Source organism: Saccharopolyspora sp. NPDC000995, from assembly GCF_053599315.1.
The window spans coordinates 1-13,950 of sequence record NZ_JBSFLZ010000161.1 but is presented as its reverse complement, the minus strand read 5'-3'; the positions used below and the strand labels follow the sequence as shown (position 1 = coordinate 13,950).

General features: G+C 63.7%; 12 protein-coding genes and 3 pseudogenes. 8 read left to right on the top strand and 7 right to left on the bottom strand.

Going from position 1 to position 13,950, the window contains the following annotated elements; translation table 11 throughout:
• The first annotated feature begins 505 nt into the window (after positions 1-505).
• The gene (locus ACWDKQ_RS32210) at positions 506-904 is read left to right on the top strand and encodes a transposase (RefSeq protein ID WP_450142539.1); all 399 of its coding nucleotides are present in this window, start codon (positions 506-508) and stop codon (positions 902-904) included.
• 212 nt (positions 905-1,116) lie between these two features.
• On the opposite strand, the gene ACWDKQ_RS32205 is transcribed toward ACWDKQ_RS32210, so the two are convergent.
• A complete protein-coding gene (locus ACWDKQ_RS32205; RefSeq protein WP_450142538.1) occupies positions 1,117-1,434 on the bottom strand; it encodes a hypothetical protein in 318 nt (105 codons plus the stop codon).
• Between the two features lie 221 nt (positions 1,435-1,655).
• Positions 1,656-1,872 (bottom strand): annotated as a pseudogene (locus tag ACWDKQ_RS32200) (transposase); the annotation flags it as partial.
• Between the two features lie 957 nt (positions 1,873-2,829).
• Between ACWDKQ_RS32200 and ACWDKQ_RS32195 the strand changes: the two are divergent.
• On the top strand, positions 2,830-3,309 hold the full coding sequence (locus tag ACWDKQ_RS32195; RefSeq protein WP_450142537.1) for an integrase core domain-containing protein: 480 nt from the start codon (positions 2,830-2,832) through the stop codon (positions 3,307-3,309).
• A gap of 203 nt (positions 3,310-3,512) precedes the next feature.
• On the opposite strand, the pseudogene ACWDKQ_RS32190 reads toward ACWDKQ_RS32195, so the two are convergent.
• A pseudogene (locus ACWDKQ_RS32190) lies at positions 3,513-3,689 on the bottom strand (transposase); the annotation flags it as partial.
• A gap of 680 nt (positions 3,690-4,369) precedes the next feature.
• Here ACWDKQ_RS32190 and ACWDKQ_RS32185 point away from each other — a divergent pair.
• Together ACWDKQ_RS32185 and ACWDKQ_RS32180 are read left to right on the top strand one after the other, a co-directional pair.
• Positions 4,370-4,744, top strand: coding sequence for a hypothetical protein (locus ACWDKQ_RS32185; protein ID WP_450142536.1), 375 nt, complete (start codon positions 4,370-4,372; stop codon positions 4,742-4,744).
• The gene (locus tag ACWDKQ_RS32180; protein ID WP_450142535.1) at positions 4,741-5,142 is read left to right on the top strand and encodes a hypothetical protein; all 402 of its coding nucleotides are present in this window, start codon (positions 4,741-4,743) and stop codon (positions 5,140-5,142) included. The genes ACWDKQ_RS32185 and ACWDKQ_RS32180 overlap by 4 nt, the downstream gene beginning before the upstream one ends.
• Positions 5,143-5,419: 277 nt before the next feature.
• Here ACWDKQ_RS32180 and ACWDKQ_RS32175 read toward each other — a convergent pair whose 3' ends face one another.
• From ACWDKQ_RS32175 to ACWDKQ_RS32165, 3 genes and pseudogenes are all read right to left on the bottom strand, one after another.
• Entirely contained in the window at positions 5,420-5,881 is a 462-nt protein-coding gene (locus ACWDKQ_RS32175; protein WP_450142534.1) for a DinB family protein, read from the bottom strand.
• A 235-nt stretch (positions 5,882-6,116) separates the two neighbouring features.
• Positions 6,117-6,657: pseudogene (locus ACWDKQ_RS32170) on the bottom strand (transposase family protein); the annotation flags it as partial.
• Positions 6,635-7,006: a transposase family protein gene (locus ACWDKQ_RS32165; protein WP_450142533.1), complete on the bottom strand. Its 372-nt coding sequence runs from the start codon at positions 7,004-7,006 to the stop codon at positions 6,635-6,637. The gene ACWDKQ_RS32165 and the pseudogene ACWDKQ_RS32170, both read right to left, overlap by 23 nt.
• 289 nt (positions 7,007-7,295) lie before the next feature.
• Here ACWDKQ_RS32165 and ACWDKQ_RS32160 point away from each other — a divergent pair, with 289 nt between their 5' ends.
• The 4 genes from ACWDKQ_RS32160 to ACWDKQ_RS32145 all read left to right on the top strand — a co-directional run bounded on the left by ACWDKQ_RS32160 (position 7,296) and on the right by ACWDKQ_RS32145 (position 12,932).
• Entirely contained in the window at positions 7,296-7,652 is a 357-nt protein-coding gene (locus ACWDKQ_RS32160; RefSeq protein WP_450142532.1) for a 5-carboxymethyl-2-hydroxymuconate Delta-isomerase, read from the top strand.
• Between the two features lie 590 nt (positions 7,653-8,242).
• Positions 8,243-9,352 carry an FkbO/Hyg5 family chorismatase gene (locus tag ACWDKQ_RS32155; protein WP_450142531.1) on the top strand — a complete coding sequence of 370 codons (1,110 nt, stop codon included), beginning with the start codon at positions 8,243-8,245 and terminating at the stop codon, positions 9,350-9,352.
• Positions 9,349-11,304, top strand: a complete 1,956-nt coding sequence (locus ACWDKQ_RS32150) for an FAD/NAD(P)-binding protein (protein ID WP_450142530.1) — start codon at positions 9,349-9,351, stop codon at positions 11,302-11,304. Before ACWDKQ_RS32155 ends, ACWDKQ_RS32150 begins: the two co-directional genes overlap by 4 nt.
• A 116-nt stretch (positions 11,305-11,420) precedes the next feature.
• Positions 11,421-12,932 (top strand): MFS transporter, encoded by a 1,512-nt coding sequence (locus ACWDKQ_RS32145; RefSeq protein ID WP_450142529.1) that lies wholly within the window; start codon positions 11,421-11,423, stop codon positions 12,930-12,932.
• Positions 12,933-12,934: 2 nt separating this feature from the next.
• Here ACWDKQ_RS32145 and ACWDKQ_RS32140 read toward each other — a convergent pair whose 3' ends face one another.
• Positions 12,935-13,873 (bottom strand): amidohydrolase family protein, encoded by a 939-nt coding sequence (locus ACWDKQ_RS32140; protein WP_450142528.1) that lies wholly within the window; start codon positions 13,871-13,873, stop codon positions 12,935-12,937.
• Between the last annotated feature and the right edge of the window lie 77 nt (positions 13,874-13,950).

The following is a 13,950-nucleotide window of genomic DNA, read 5'->3' as shown; positions in this document are numbered from 1 at the left end:
AACACACCCTCATCCGCATCCGTCATATCCTCACCGGTCAACACCTGAAAAAGCCGCCTCACCCCCTCCGACACCATGATCGACGAAAACATCACGACCACCCAACCCCAGCACCGCCAGAACCCAGAACACCATCAACAGCAACCGAAATCAGGCCTTCCACCGCACTAGATGCCCACACCATGACCAACCGGGGCGGTAACACACCACAACCCAGCGACCGGGCGAGGACAACCATCCGGCACCCGCACCACAACACACCACCTACGAACAATCGTCCCCCGGTGACAGGGCGAGCCCTTGAGCATGATTTGTGCTGGGGGCCCAACAATTGCCGGGTGCAGAAGTCCTCACAGTCGGCGAGCAAGCAGGCCCGTGAGAACAGAACCGGAGCTTCTGAGCGAGATCTCCAGGCTCTGCGGGAACACCGGTCGCGGGCCGCGGAAATGCTCGATCCCGGCGAGCGGCAGGTTGATGTGGCCGTGGCCTCGATCGTCTCCCAGCAATGACAACTACCTGCGCGCCGCATGGCCGAACCCCGGTGCTGCTGCACCAACTTTCCCCGACTCGCATCGCGATGTCGGCTGCACCGGCTTACCGGCCAACCGGCACCCAGGCCACACAGGTGCTCCAACCCAAACACTGCAGCGACAACACCGAATCGCTGATCAAGTCCCTCCCCGACCAGCACGACCAACTCGACGGAGATCCGGTCACGCCGATTTGGGGCGGGCTGTCCACCCATCAGCCCAAGGCCATCAATGCCTGGATGATCACCAGACGGCATTGGGCTGTCGTGGCACGACTTCCCGCATACGCACCCGAGCCCAGCCCGGTCGAACCCGCCTGGGACAACGTCAAAGCAACCCAACCGGCTAACTTCTGCCCCAACACCATCGACTAGGCCCACCGCTACACGGAGGCCGGCCTGGAAAGCATCAGCAACAGTTACCAACTGTGCTTCCCTTTCCTTGACCGCACCGGACTCCCCCTACTAACCAAGACCACGCAAACAATGAAAGATTGTTAACACACGTAACAATCATGCAATGGCTCTTGGATGCCGCATAACAAGAACACACAGCGCCGCTTGTTAACCAGACAGCATCGCGCGTATCACTGGTCACCCAACGTCACCTTGCTGGCGTGGAACAGCCCTGTGCCGTGGCCGTGAAACACGACGACTCCACCGCGGTACCGCAGATCGCCGAAGGCAGTCGTGACCGATGCCCGCGTCAGGGAGAGCTCGGATGCGCAACTGCGCTCGCTGGGACGGTCAGCGAGCAGCCTCGTGATGACCCGATCATCCACCGCGCCATCGAGAACCCGTTCCACGTTGGACAAGCAACCTTCCAGATGTTTACGCAGCCAACAGACCTGCAACGAGGTGAAACCCGCGTTGACCCGGTCATTCTTCCGATCCAAGCTGGTCATCTGTCCACCCCCTGTCCGACCGAGGCAATAATTCCAGCATGACGGCGCAACAAGAGGCGCGAACACGAACAACGGCCGCGACTGCCCGAAAACCGACGGCCACTGCCCAAAAGTCCGTGACGGCAGACGCATTTCTCGGCACACTCAAACACGACATCGCTTTTCCATGTGCGGTTCCCGTCCGGGGGCCGTAGCAGGAACGGTGTTTCCGGCGTGTTCGGTTAGTAGGTTTCAGCGGCCGGCCAGCGGTCACTGAACGTGATGGCGAACGCGGCCTGCCCCGGTAGGGTCCAGGCTGCGGGTCACAAGATGCAGGCACTTCATGGCCACCTGCTCGGTCGGGAAGTGTCCGCGTGCCCGTACCGCGCGGCGGTATCGGGAGTGCAGAGATTCGATCGCGTTGGTCGAGCAGATCATTGTCCTGATTTCGATGTCATAGTGGGTCTTCGAAGTTGCCCGGGCGGCGTGATCGCCGGTAACGGACCGTAGCCCGGGTGGGGCTGGAGACGAAAGACCCGTGGCTCTTTGTGATCATGGATGTTGTCGACACAACCTGATGTGAAGAACCACGGGCGTGAACAACGATACGACCTTGCTGCTCGGGCTGGACTGCCTGGCCGTCGATCATGCGGAACTGGATGCTGACGGCATACCGGTGGTGCATGTGATCACCGCTGATGAGCAGGCCAGATAGTGCCCGTCGTGTGGGCTGGCCTCCACCTCGGTCAAGGAAAGGGTGGCCCGTAGCGCTTCAGAAATCCTTCAGTGCTGCTGACCTGGGCGTTGTCCGTGGCCGGGCATGATCCGTCCCTGTGCTCGTACAGAGCGATCGACCTGCTCGCTACACGGACCTTCGCGTGGCTCGCTCTACCATGTCGGTCTACCGCAGCGAACAACGCCGAGATACTCATCTTGCGGCACGAGGTCACAGTGCCACGCAGACAGGTCACCGCGCCGAAGCCTGCCTGACCGGATCGGGCGCTGCCGGCCGCGCTGGCTCGGCTCCTGCCTCAGCGACTCCGCGGCCACCGGATTGTCTCACCACGCACCTTGCTCGCCTGGCATCGGCGCCTGGTCAAACAGAAGTGGACCCAGCCACCCCCACCAGGACGCCCGCCGGTACCCGACGAGCTCCGCGACCTGATCATTCGTTTGGCACCGACAACCCCCTGGGGGTTCCGACGCGTACCGCGAACTACGCCGGCTGGGATACAAATCAGCGCAGCCACCGTCCGCCGCGCCCTGCAAGCCACCAGGTTCCGTCCCAGACAACGTCGACTGACAGCGCGCCACAAATGGACCACGTTCCTCAAAGCCCAGGCAAACGGTCTTCTCGCCACGGACTTCTTTCACATCGACACCATCGGGCTGCAGCGGCTCTACGCCCTGTTCGTCATGGAGATCCGCACCCGCACCGTTCACATCCTCGGCGTCACCACCCACCCCACCGCCGCCTGGGCCACGCAACACGCCCGGCAGCTGCTGTGGCAGCCCGGCGACCGCGCCGCCACATGTACGTACCTCATCCGCGACCGCGACGCGAAGTTCACCGCCGCCTTCGACACAATCCTCGCCAGCAAAGGCATCGCGGTCACGAAGACCCCGCCGCGCAGCCCCAACTGCAACCCGCACGCGCAACGATTCACACGCTTTGTTCGCGAAGAGTGCACCAACCGAGTGCTAATCTTCGACAGAGGTCACGCGAAGAAGATCCGCCAGGAATACGCCTGCCACTTCAACACCCATCGGCCCCACCCAGCCCGCAACCAGCGGGCACCCCTCGACGACCCGAACGTCATACCCCTGCCGACAGATCGGATCGAACGCCGACAAGCCGTGGCGGGACTCATCAACGAGTACCGCCAAGCAGCCTGACGGCCCGACGAAACCCCAACTCACAACCAGCGAACCCTTTTTGAAGCACTACGGGCAGCCCCATACCCGCCCCATGTGCAGTGATCGGCACCACATTCGTATTCACCCAGATGGATCAATGCATGACCAAGATCAGCGCGACCTCATTTCAGGGCTCCAGATCCACAACTCCCAAAATTTGGCTCTCCTGACGTATGTGTGGGTTAAGTGCGCCCGGGGAGGGTGAGTGTTGGGCCGCCGAGGTTGAGCATGACGAGGGCGATCAGGGCCTGGGGCGTGTGGAACCCGAAGGCCATGCGGGTGAAGAGTCTGATCTTGGTGTTAGTGGACTCGATCAGGCCCTGAGACAGCCCGTGCTGCAGGCTGGCCTCGATGGACGCGCAAACCATGCGGCACTCAACGCTCTCCGTCACCGTCAACATCTATGGCCACCTCGCACGTCATACGGCACACCAAGCCGTCGACGCCATGGCCGCAACACTCAACGCCGCCCAAGCCCAAGCAGCCTGACCAAGAACAACACCCGGAAAGGACCTTGCGAGATGCGACCACATTGCGACCACAACAGGCCCAAAAACGAAACCTGACGCGCGACGAGTGGGTGTCGACGCACCCGACCACACCGGTTGATCTCAAGCAGCTGAATCAGCTCGGTAAGGGAGCGGCCCAGGAGTCCCTGACCCGCCTGCACGCGGCCGGCCTCCTCCGCCGGGTCACGACCCCCAAGCATCTGGATGTGTCAGGTGCATCTGACGTGCCTGGCCCTCAGTTCCACTGGTTGACACCGGCAGCACGGGCACGGTTGCAGGACGAACGCATCCTTGCGGCGGGGCCGGAGACCGCACTCGCCGATGCGATTCGGCTGCGACGCAACCATTCTCAGAACTACGAGGGAGACCGATGACCTTTCCTGAACCGAGCGGTCCGGGCTTCGGCGACGCGGGCGAACGCGACGTCGTGGGCCCCCGGGTTCTTGTCGGCGTCCAAATGATCAATATTTCACGGTTGTCGACTGATCCGGGTCAAGCGCAACGGCCGCAACGACATCGGCGCTCGTGGCATGACAGAGGCACTGTTCGGTGACCACGTCCGGTGTGTGTCGTTCCTGCCCACGTCCGTCCGTGCTACGAAGACGCCGAACCTGCTCGCGCAGCCACTCAACGAGATCGGGCCGCCGGATCGCATCTTCGACGCGATCGCCACCCTCACCGGCCTGGACCGAGAGCTTGACGAAGAACAAAAGCTCCGAGCGACCGAGCATGAGTTGGACCGCGACGCACGGGAAACGCGGAAGGCGATCGAAGTGTGGGAAGCCGACGCCGTGACCACGGAAGCGGCCATCGCCCGCCGCGAACACGCGGCTATGTGGACATGGTGCGCCCGTTTGTGGCTGGCCGGGTCATGGTCGATGGCCGGTTGGATCTGGCTGGGTTGACCGTTGGGGAGGTGACGCGGTTCGTCGTGGGTGCGTGCGTCGGCCGTCCTCGCGGGTCGGCGAAGTTGATGGTCACCGCACTGCGGTCGCTGCTGCGTTTCCTGCACGTCGAGGGCGTGACGGCTGGTTTGCTGGTTTCGGCGGTGCCGTCGGTGGCGTCGTGGCGATTGGCGAGTTTGCCGCGGGGCTTGGAGCCCGGGCAGGTGCGCGGTCTGCTGGACTCTTGTGTTTTCGGTTCCCAGCGCCTCACGGCGCACCAGCACCTCGTGGCGCACCGGAAAGTGGGCGAGAACCAGATCACGATGCCACGACCACCAGCGAGCGCCGGTGACGGTGTCCTGGATCTGGTCGATGACGGTGACGTCGGGGACCAGCTGGTAGCCAGGGCTGTCCGTTGAGGTGTCGATTGAGTTCTATCGGGCCGAATGCGCGAGACCGGGTCGGTGAAAGGATCTGCCATCTTCGGTGAGTTCGCTCGTGCAGACCTCCAGTTGAGCCGTCCCGTCGCCGATGCGCCTGGCGACGCATTGCGCGAGGTTTCCGAAGCCGGCGTCGGCGACGATCATGTCGCCGACAAGGTCCGCGGCCTGTCGATGGTGTCTCGCCCTGGGCAGATCTTGTTGTTTGGCCACGGTGTTCGGGTGGCCGGTCTCCGCGAAGACGGGATCGAGTCGCCTACGTGTGTTCCAGCTGACGGCGGATATCGAGCAGATGGTGTCGCAACTCGTGCAAAGTGTGCACTGCGAACCAGCGCAGAGATCTCACGGCGATATCGGGGTAGGGGACGCTCAGCGTGCGTTCCCAGTCTTCGGGCCCGAGCTGGTCAAGTCCGTGGGCGAACAACAGGGCCGCGTCGTGCAGCTGACGGGCGACATCGGCTGGTTGCTGATGGATATATCCGTCGTGTTCGACGCGCTCATCCCGCCCCATGGGCTCGGTGACCGGCGAGTCGCTGCGTCGCGCGGCAAGTAGCCGTTCTCGTTGGACAAGCAGCACATCGCGCATGTGACAGGCGTATTCGAGGGGAGACCAGAGCTGAGGCGTAGCGCGTCGTCGGAGCACAGCAGGGTCGGCGCTCAACAGTTCCGCATATTCAGCCACATAATGGCGGGCCAGCACGGACACTTGATCGGCCAATGCCAGATCGTATTCGTAATCGCAATCCTCACAGCGCAGCACATCCCGATAGTAACCCGAGCTGCGTGATCGCAGCGGTGGGCCAGGTTGAACTGGCGTCAACGGACCCCGAACGCTGTTGCGCCTGCGGTTTTAGGTGCAGGGGCGAGGGCATGGCAGTGCGGCAGGGGCCGTGTTCGCGCTCAGCGGTCAGCTCACTGAGACTTTCCGCGTAACGGGTTGTCGCGCTGAGTGATCAGGTTGTTCGGGCGTGGTCGATGTGGAGGAGGTCGAGGGCGGCTGCGACGATCGCGCCGATCCTCCAGGGGCACAGGCTGACGTTGCGCAGGGCGTTGAAGGTGGTCTTGAGCAGGGAGTTGCCGCGTTCCCCGACCGCACGTTTTCGGTTGTGGGCCTTGTTGTGATCCTTCTGCTGTCCGGTGAGTTCGCGGCCCTGGGTTTTCTTGAAAGCCACGGTGATGGTGCTGGCCTCTCCCGCGTAACCCAGATCGCCTAGCACGGGCAAGTCTGCGTCGTTCCAGGCGGCCGGTGCGGGCAGGGTCTTCGGTGTGTGTGCGCAGCGCGGTGATGCCGTGCTCGCGGCCGGGACGTACCTGGGAGGTCCAGAGCGGTCAGCCGTCGGGCGCGGTGACGACCTGGATATTCCCACCGTGGTTGGCGTACTTGCCCGACCACCACAGATCCACCACCGCGGTGAGACCTGGAGTGCGGCAGCGGTCGGTTTCGATCAGCGTCCCGTCGATGCTGATATGACTATGTCCGGCCATTTTCGCCGCGGGGATAGGTGCCGCGCAATGATTTCCTGTCCACGGCAACCACCTCAGGCGCGGCGTCGTCCTCGCCGGCCGAGTGTGCACGCAGCCAGACGCTGATCGCCGAATCCAGGTTGTCGCCGTCCAGCCGGGTCAGCACCCGCCGGATCGTGGCCTCGTCGGGCACCCGGAATCCACCTGTGCGCGGCTGGCGGCGCACGCCCAACAGGGAGAGAACCCACTGTGGTGCGTCAGCGGCCCATTCGGCGATCGCGGTGAACGATCGAGCCCCGGCGGCCACCGCCACCGCCGCGATACCCAGGATCGATACCAGCGAGTGCCGCACGCCCCGCCGATGCCGCGGATCATCCACGTCGGCAAAGCATCTCCGCAGATCAGCCACCTCGTCAACGGCCAGTTTCCGGTCAGCATCACCGCCCGGAAAGCGGGGCCAGACGATCGAGAACACGAGGACTCGGGCAGGATAGGTCAGCGGGCACGGCACTCTCACATGATCATGGGACGTAGATACTCACATGATCAACAAGAGCCGCGCCCGTCCTTCATCCGGGGCGAAACGACTTTGCCGGAACCCGTGCCCAGAGCGATGCAGGGGTTGGGACAATGACTGTCGGGTTTCAGTTCACAGAGTAGGGGCAGGCATGCCACAGATCACGGTCCAGTACCCGGCGGCACTGGCGGTGGGATTCGACAGGCGAGGGTTTGCCTTAGCCGTGCACGCTGCGGCTTCTGACCTGATCAGTAGTGCCCTGGAGGGATTCAAGACCCGGTTCCTCGTCCTCGACGAGACCGTTGTCGGCGACGGAAACCCCAACTACCACATGCTTCATGCAATCGTCGAGATCCTGCCAGGCCGTCCCGAGGAGCTGAAGACCCGATTGGGCAAGCTGGTACTGGGCCTGCTCGAGGCGCATCTCACGATCCCCAGCGCGTACTCCGTCCAGGTAACCACCGAGATTCGAGAGCTGCACGGGTATCACCAGCGCGTTCTTCCCTGAACTCGGTCGTGCCATGGAGCTTTGCGGCCGGGGCCAGTGTGGTTAGGCCTCGACGGCGGGGCGGTCGAGCGCGATGTCTTCTAGCTTCTCTGGACCGAACGGGTCGATGCGCGACTCACCCGAACGAACAGGAGCGCTTTTGACGCAAAAAGAATGCGCGAAAGGGCAAGTACGAAACCCTCGAGCCCATTGCCTTGAGGCAGGGTCACGGCTTAAGTTTTTCTAAAATTCGTTGACACACCATCATTCTCGCGCTAGATTCCCGAGAACGAAATTGAGATACCGGATCAAATGGTGAGACTACATGCCGCCGAAATCAATACTACCGGGGAGGGGCCCCGAAAGAGGCATGCTCAACCTGGCCTTGTTGCATCGAACAACACACACCTGGCACCCAATAGTTCTGATTTTCGGTCATTCTTTGGGTACGCCTGGAAACTGTCCGGTGGTTAGATAGCCCCCCTATTACGCATGCCACGCCCCCTGCGGGGGTGTGGTGTCGTATTGCCCGGCGCCGCGACTCGCAGCATCGTACGGCCTGAGACGTGGACAATCAGTATTGCTGCGACCTGTTTGCCGTTCCACGCGACATGCCGCTGTTCCGAGGTCGCATTGATCCGAGGAAACGGCACGGGCAGCCGCCGTTTCAAATCCTCATTGGATCGAGCTCTGGAGATACATTGAGTCACCGACGACTCCGGGATCGTGTGCAGGGTCTGCGGTCCGATCTGGCCCCGAACATCACAGGAGTGGCCGACGCGGGGTGTGATAATTCACTGGGGCGGATCATCTTCGCCGACAGACCGGCTGAGCCCGCCTTGGTCGACGGGGTCCCATGCCTGACCACTCACATGGCGAACGGGAGTGGCGTTCCCGTCGAGGAGGTCTGGCGAACCGACAGGCCCGTGCGCTCCGGCGCGTTGGGCAAGGCCGTCTTCTCGGATGACGGCGAGCACCTGTTCTACGCCGTACGTCTTGAACCGCAACCGGTCTACCGGGAGCGGGTACGCGAACTGTACGAGAACGCGCTGCGGTTCGCTTGGGAACGTGGCTACACCGACCTGGTACGCATGTGGAACATGATCGGCGACATCACCGGCCCGAACGCAGAAGGTGTCGAGATCTACCGCGACTTCTGCGTCGGCCGGGCCGAAGCGTTCGCCACCTGGGCAGCACAGTTCCCACAGTTGCCGGCCGCCACCGGAATCGGCACGCTCAGTCCGGGGATCGACCTCTGGTTCCTCGCCACGAAACGGGGCCGGACCGTCCACCTGGAAAATCCGCGGCAGACCCCGGCGTACCAGTACCCGTACCGGTACGGGCCGAAATCCCCGAGCTTCGCCCGCGCGACGTTCCTGCGGGGGCAGCAGACCGCCAGCCTGTTCGTGTCGGGCACGGCCAGCATCCTGGGTGAGGACACCGCGCACGTGCACGACATCGCGCGGCAGACCGTTGAGACCCTCCGCAACATCGATGTGCTCGTCGGTTGCGACAATCTGGGTCGGCACGGCGTGAACGGGTACGGGTACGCCGTGCGGGATCTCGACCAGGTCAAGGTCTACGTCCGCGATCCCGAGCACGTTGCCGCCGTCCGCGAAATCTGCGCGCAGGCGTTCCGCTCTGACTCCGAGATCGCTTACTTCAACGTCGACGTGTGCCGGCCCGACCTACTCGTGGAGATCGAAGGGGTGTGCCGATGAGTGCCATGCTCGCGCGCGGACGGGTCAGAGTCGCTGTCGTCGGCGCGGGCCCCAAGGGAACGATGATGGTGAACCGACTCTGCGCGTTCGCCGCGTCAAGCGCCGGCGCACTCGATCTCGAGATCGATGTGGTCGAACCGTTCGTTCCAGGTGCGGGCCGTGTGTGGCGCGTGGATCAGGCATGGTCGCTGCTCATGAACACCGTGGCCGCCGAAGCCACCGTGTTCCCGCCCGGCCCCTCGGGCCTGACCGGGCCCAGCGTCCACGATTGGGCGGTGATGGTGCGAGAAGGCCTGGTGGACGGGCTTCCGTCACGGTGCCGGGAGTTCGCGGCAGCCGTCGAGCCGCAAACCGCGGTTCCCCGCGCCTTCTATGGCGCGTACCTGGAGTGGGCGTTTCGGTTCCTCGTACGGCAGGCTCGAGAAGCGGCCCGGATAAGAGTTCACCGCGGGAGCGCCGTTTCGGTGGCCGATCTGTCCAATGGCCGCCAGCGACTGTTGGTGGACAACGGAATCGGTGCCCTCGACGTCGACGCGGTCGTGCTGACCCAAGGGCACTACGCGGTCGGCCTGGGGTTACCCGAACGTGTGAAAGCCAGTGCGGCACAAGAGCTGGGACTGATCTACATACCGCCGATGTGCGCGGCCGAGGCGGATCTGTCCGGCATCGCCGCAGGGGCACCGGTGATCCTCAACGGCCTGGGGCTCTCGTTCTACGACTACGTCACGTTGCTGACCACAGAACGCGGCGGACGCTTCCGGTTGGACGCCGGGCGTCTCCGCTATGAGCCGTCGGGAACCGAACCGGTGATCTATGCGGGTTCAGAGCGGGGCGTCCCCTACCCGGTGCGGGCGGATTTTTCGCCGACCGGAGATCAGCCCTACATTCCTCGCTTCCTCACCAAGGCAGCGGTCACGGCCCTACGCGAATCCACTCCCGGGGTCGGTGATTTCAAGCGGGACGTGTGGCCACTGCTGGCCAAGGAGTTGGGTTGGACGTTTTACACGGTGCAGTACGCGCGATTGCACGGCACAAGTGGGTTCGAGGCTTTCTCGGCACGATATGCCGCAGCATCATGGGATTCCTCGCGCATGCGCGATCTGATCGCCGAGTTCTTTCCCCAGCCGTGGATGCGTTGGGACTGGGAGCGCCACACTCGACCGGCCGCGGACAGGAGGTTTCGTGATCCAGCCGCATTCGGCGACTTCGCCACCGAGTACCACCGGTCAGTTCTGGACGAAGCCGCGGCGGGGGTCACGCGAAGTCCACACCGAGCTGTGACCGCGGCGCTACGGCGCTTGCGTGAGCTGGTGCGTCTCGCGGTTTGCCATCACGGTATCGCTGGATCGTCCTATCGCCGCGACATCGAGAACTGGTTCGACGGCCTGTCCAAATTCTTGGTTTGGGGTCCTCCTCCGGTGCGTGTGGAGGAGTTGCTCGCATTGCTCGACGCCGGGGTCGTGCGCCTGACGGGCCCCCAGACTCGAGTGGCGTTCGATCGCGACACCGCGGCCTTCACGGCCGAATCCGCGGTGGTGGACCAGTCCAGGGTTACCGCTCATGTTCTGATCGATGCCCGCTTGCCGTCAACCGATGTGCGCAATGCCACCGATCCCCTAGTCGCCTCCATGCTGGCGGCCGGAGACTGCCGCGCACATGTGATCAGCGATGCTGCTGCACCCCCGGGCTACCCGGTGGGCAGCCTGGACGTCACCGAGAACGTGTTCACGCTGGTGCGCTCGGATGGCCGGGCTCATCCTCGCCGTTTCGCCTATGGTGTGCCACTACGCGGAACCCTGGGCCCGTTCCAGGCCGCGCTTCCCGTCGTTGTCGAGCATTGCGACGCGATCGCCGCGACCGCGTGCGCGACGGGCACCGGGACAGTAACAGCCAGCTCGGGCAAAGCCATGACCCGCTTGGCCGACACGGCTCGGCACGTCGGACACGGGTGATGCACATAGGGGATACGTCGCCATCACCCGGGCACTCATCGCCGAGTATGACGTCGAAACCGCCTGATCGGTTTCGGGTACCCGGCCCTGTGCAGACGAGCGATGCCAGGCCTGCTGTGGCGGCGGCGGTGCCCGGTCGGCGCCGAAAGGCCATCGTGCTGACAGTCTGCTGTTTCAGTCTCTTCATCGTAGGCCTCGACAACACTGTGGTGAACCTGGCACTTCCCGCCATTCAGCGGGATCTTCACGCCGGCGTGTCCGAACTGCAATGGATCTTCGATGCGTACATGCTGGCCGTAGCCAGCCTGGTCATCCTGAGCGGTTCCATGGGGGATCGCTTTGGCAGGCGCCGCACGTTCCTCGCAGGGCTCACCACGTTCGGGCTGGGTTCGCTGCTGTGCAGCATCGCGCCGAATGCCGGGCTTCTCATCGCTTTTCGTGCCCTGCAAGGAGCAGGCGGCTCCCTGATGACGCCATCGGCATTGTCGATCATCAGCAGTGTGTTCACCGATCCTCGTGAACGTGTGCGCGCGATCGGGGTGTGGAGCAGTGTAACCGGATTGAGCATGGCGATCGGTCCACTGGTCGGTGGCCTGCTGGTGGACGTGGCCGGCTGGCGGTCGATCTTCTGGCTGAACGTTCCGCTGATCATCGCCGCTGCGGTGCTCTCAGCGCTTTTCATACCTGAATCGAAGGCCGCGCGGCCCCGGAGGTTCGATCCAGCCGGACAGCTTCTCGTCATCGTGGCACTGACTAGTCTGACCTTCGGTATCATCGAAGGCCGTACAATCGGTTGGGGTTCGCCGGTCATCGTAACCTGTTTCGCTCTCGCCGGTGTCATGATCGTGGCGCTGACAGCCTACGAACACAGGCACCGTGAACCGCTTCTCCAGCTGCGCTTCTTCGCCAGCATTCCTTTCTCCGGCGCCACAGCCATAGCGGTTTGCAGCTTTTGCGCGTGGTCTGGATTCATTTTTATCAACGCGCTGTATCTGCAGAACGCCCGCGGTTTCTCCCCGTTCCACGCCGGCCTGCTCACACTGCCGATGGCCACGATGGTCGTGGTGTCCTCCCCTGTGGCCGGAAGGATCGTCGCAAGCCGCGGACCTCGCTTGCCACTGCTCATCAGCGGGCTCGGTATCGCACTCGCCGGGCTCCTGCTCACTCGAATCACCTCGCACACCTCCATCGGCTACCTACTCGCGGCCTACGTGTTGTTCGGCATCGGCTTCGGCTTTGTCAACGCCCCGATCACCAACGCGGCTGTCGCGGGAATGCCGCAAGCCCAGGCCGGAATGGCCGCAGCCGTGGCGACCGCAAGCCGTCAAGTCGGAGCCTGCCTCGGGGTGGCGGTGCTGGGTTCGGTAGCGACCGTCGATATACACGTCGTCGTCGACAGCGCTACCCCCATTGGTCAAGCCGGTTGGTGGATCACGGCCGCCTGCGGCTGCGCTGTGCTGATGCTGGGTGTGCTGACCACTGGCCGTCGAGCACGCGCCTCGGCCCGGCGCGTCCTGTGCGCCGAGCAGCCTGCAAGCCTTCGTGAATGCGGAACCACGAGCGGAGAAGTGCGGGTTGACCCGCGTGTGCGTGAACCGAAGCGGGGTTCACATCTCGACTCAGCGTGAGATCAGACCCTGGTGCGGCTACCCGGATCGACTCGGGTGCCGCGAGAATAGACCGCCGCAACTCGATGCAGCGCGGAGGGATCTGCAATCGGATCTCCCTGTACGACAACGACATCGGCGTCGTACCCTGCCCTCAGCCTGCCCTTGCGGTGGCCGAGTCCGCAGACGCCGGCGGCGACCGACGTCATGCTCCGCAGGATGGTCACCGGGTCCATTCCGAATTCCGCCAGCCGATCTTGTGCATACGGCAGCACATCATGCGGTTTGTACGGACCTATCCCCGCGTCCGTACCCGCGACGATCACCGCTCCCGCCGCGTACAGGGTCGCGAAGTTGGCGATGATTGCAGGCATTCGCTGGGACACTGACGCAGGCATCACCGAGTCCGTCCGGGGCAGGATTCCGGCGGTAGCACCGAGCGCGACACGCTGTGAGACGATCCGCTCGACGAGTTCACGCCCCGGCGTATCGACACCCTCGGTCGCCCAGAAAGTGACGTGCTCCACACCATCCACTCCGGCCTCGATCGCGTCGAGTACAGCCCCGTGACCGTGCGCATGCGCGGTCACAGGGATGCCGTGCCGATGCGCCTCCGAGACAACGGCACGCAGGGCTTCCCGATCGAACTGTGTCTGCTCCTGGAGGCTGCCCGGCGTCATCGTGCCGCCACTGGCCATGATCTTGACAACGTCGACGCCACGTTCCACGTGGGCGCGTACCGCGGCCCGAAGCTCGACGGGGCGATGTGCGACCTCCCCGCCGAGGAAATGACAGTGCCCTTCCACGGTGGTCAGTGGCGGCCCGGCCGCGACGATAGTCGGCAGGTCCGCCGCGCCTCGCAGCGCTAGTGACAGAAAGTCCCTGTCACCGAGGTCACGAATGGTCGTGACACCGGCGCGCAATGCTGTCGTGGCTGCGATGCGCTCACTCTTGCCGCACAAGTGCAGCCGAGGTGCAGTCGGTCGTGAGAAAGTGCAGCCGAAAATGAGACCCTACAAACGCCCGTACTACTCCTGGG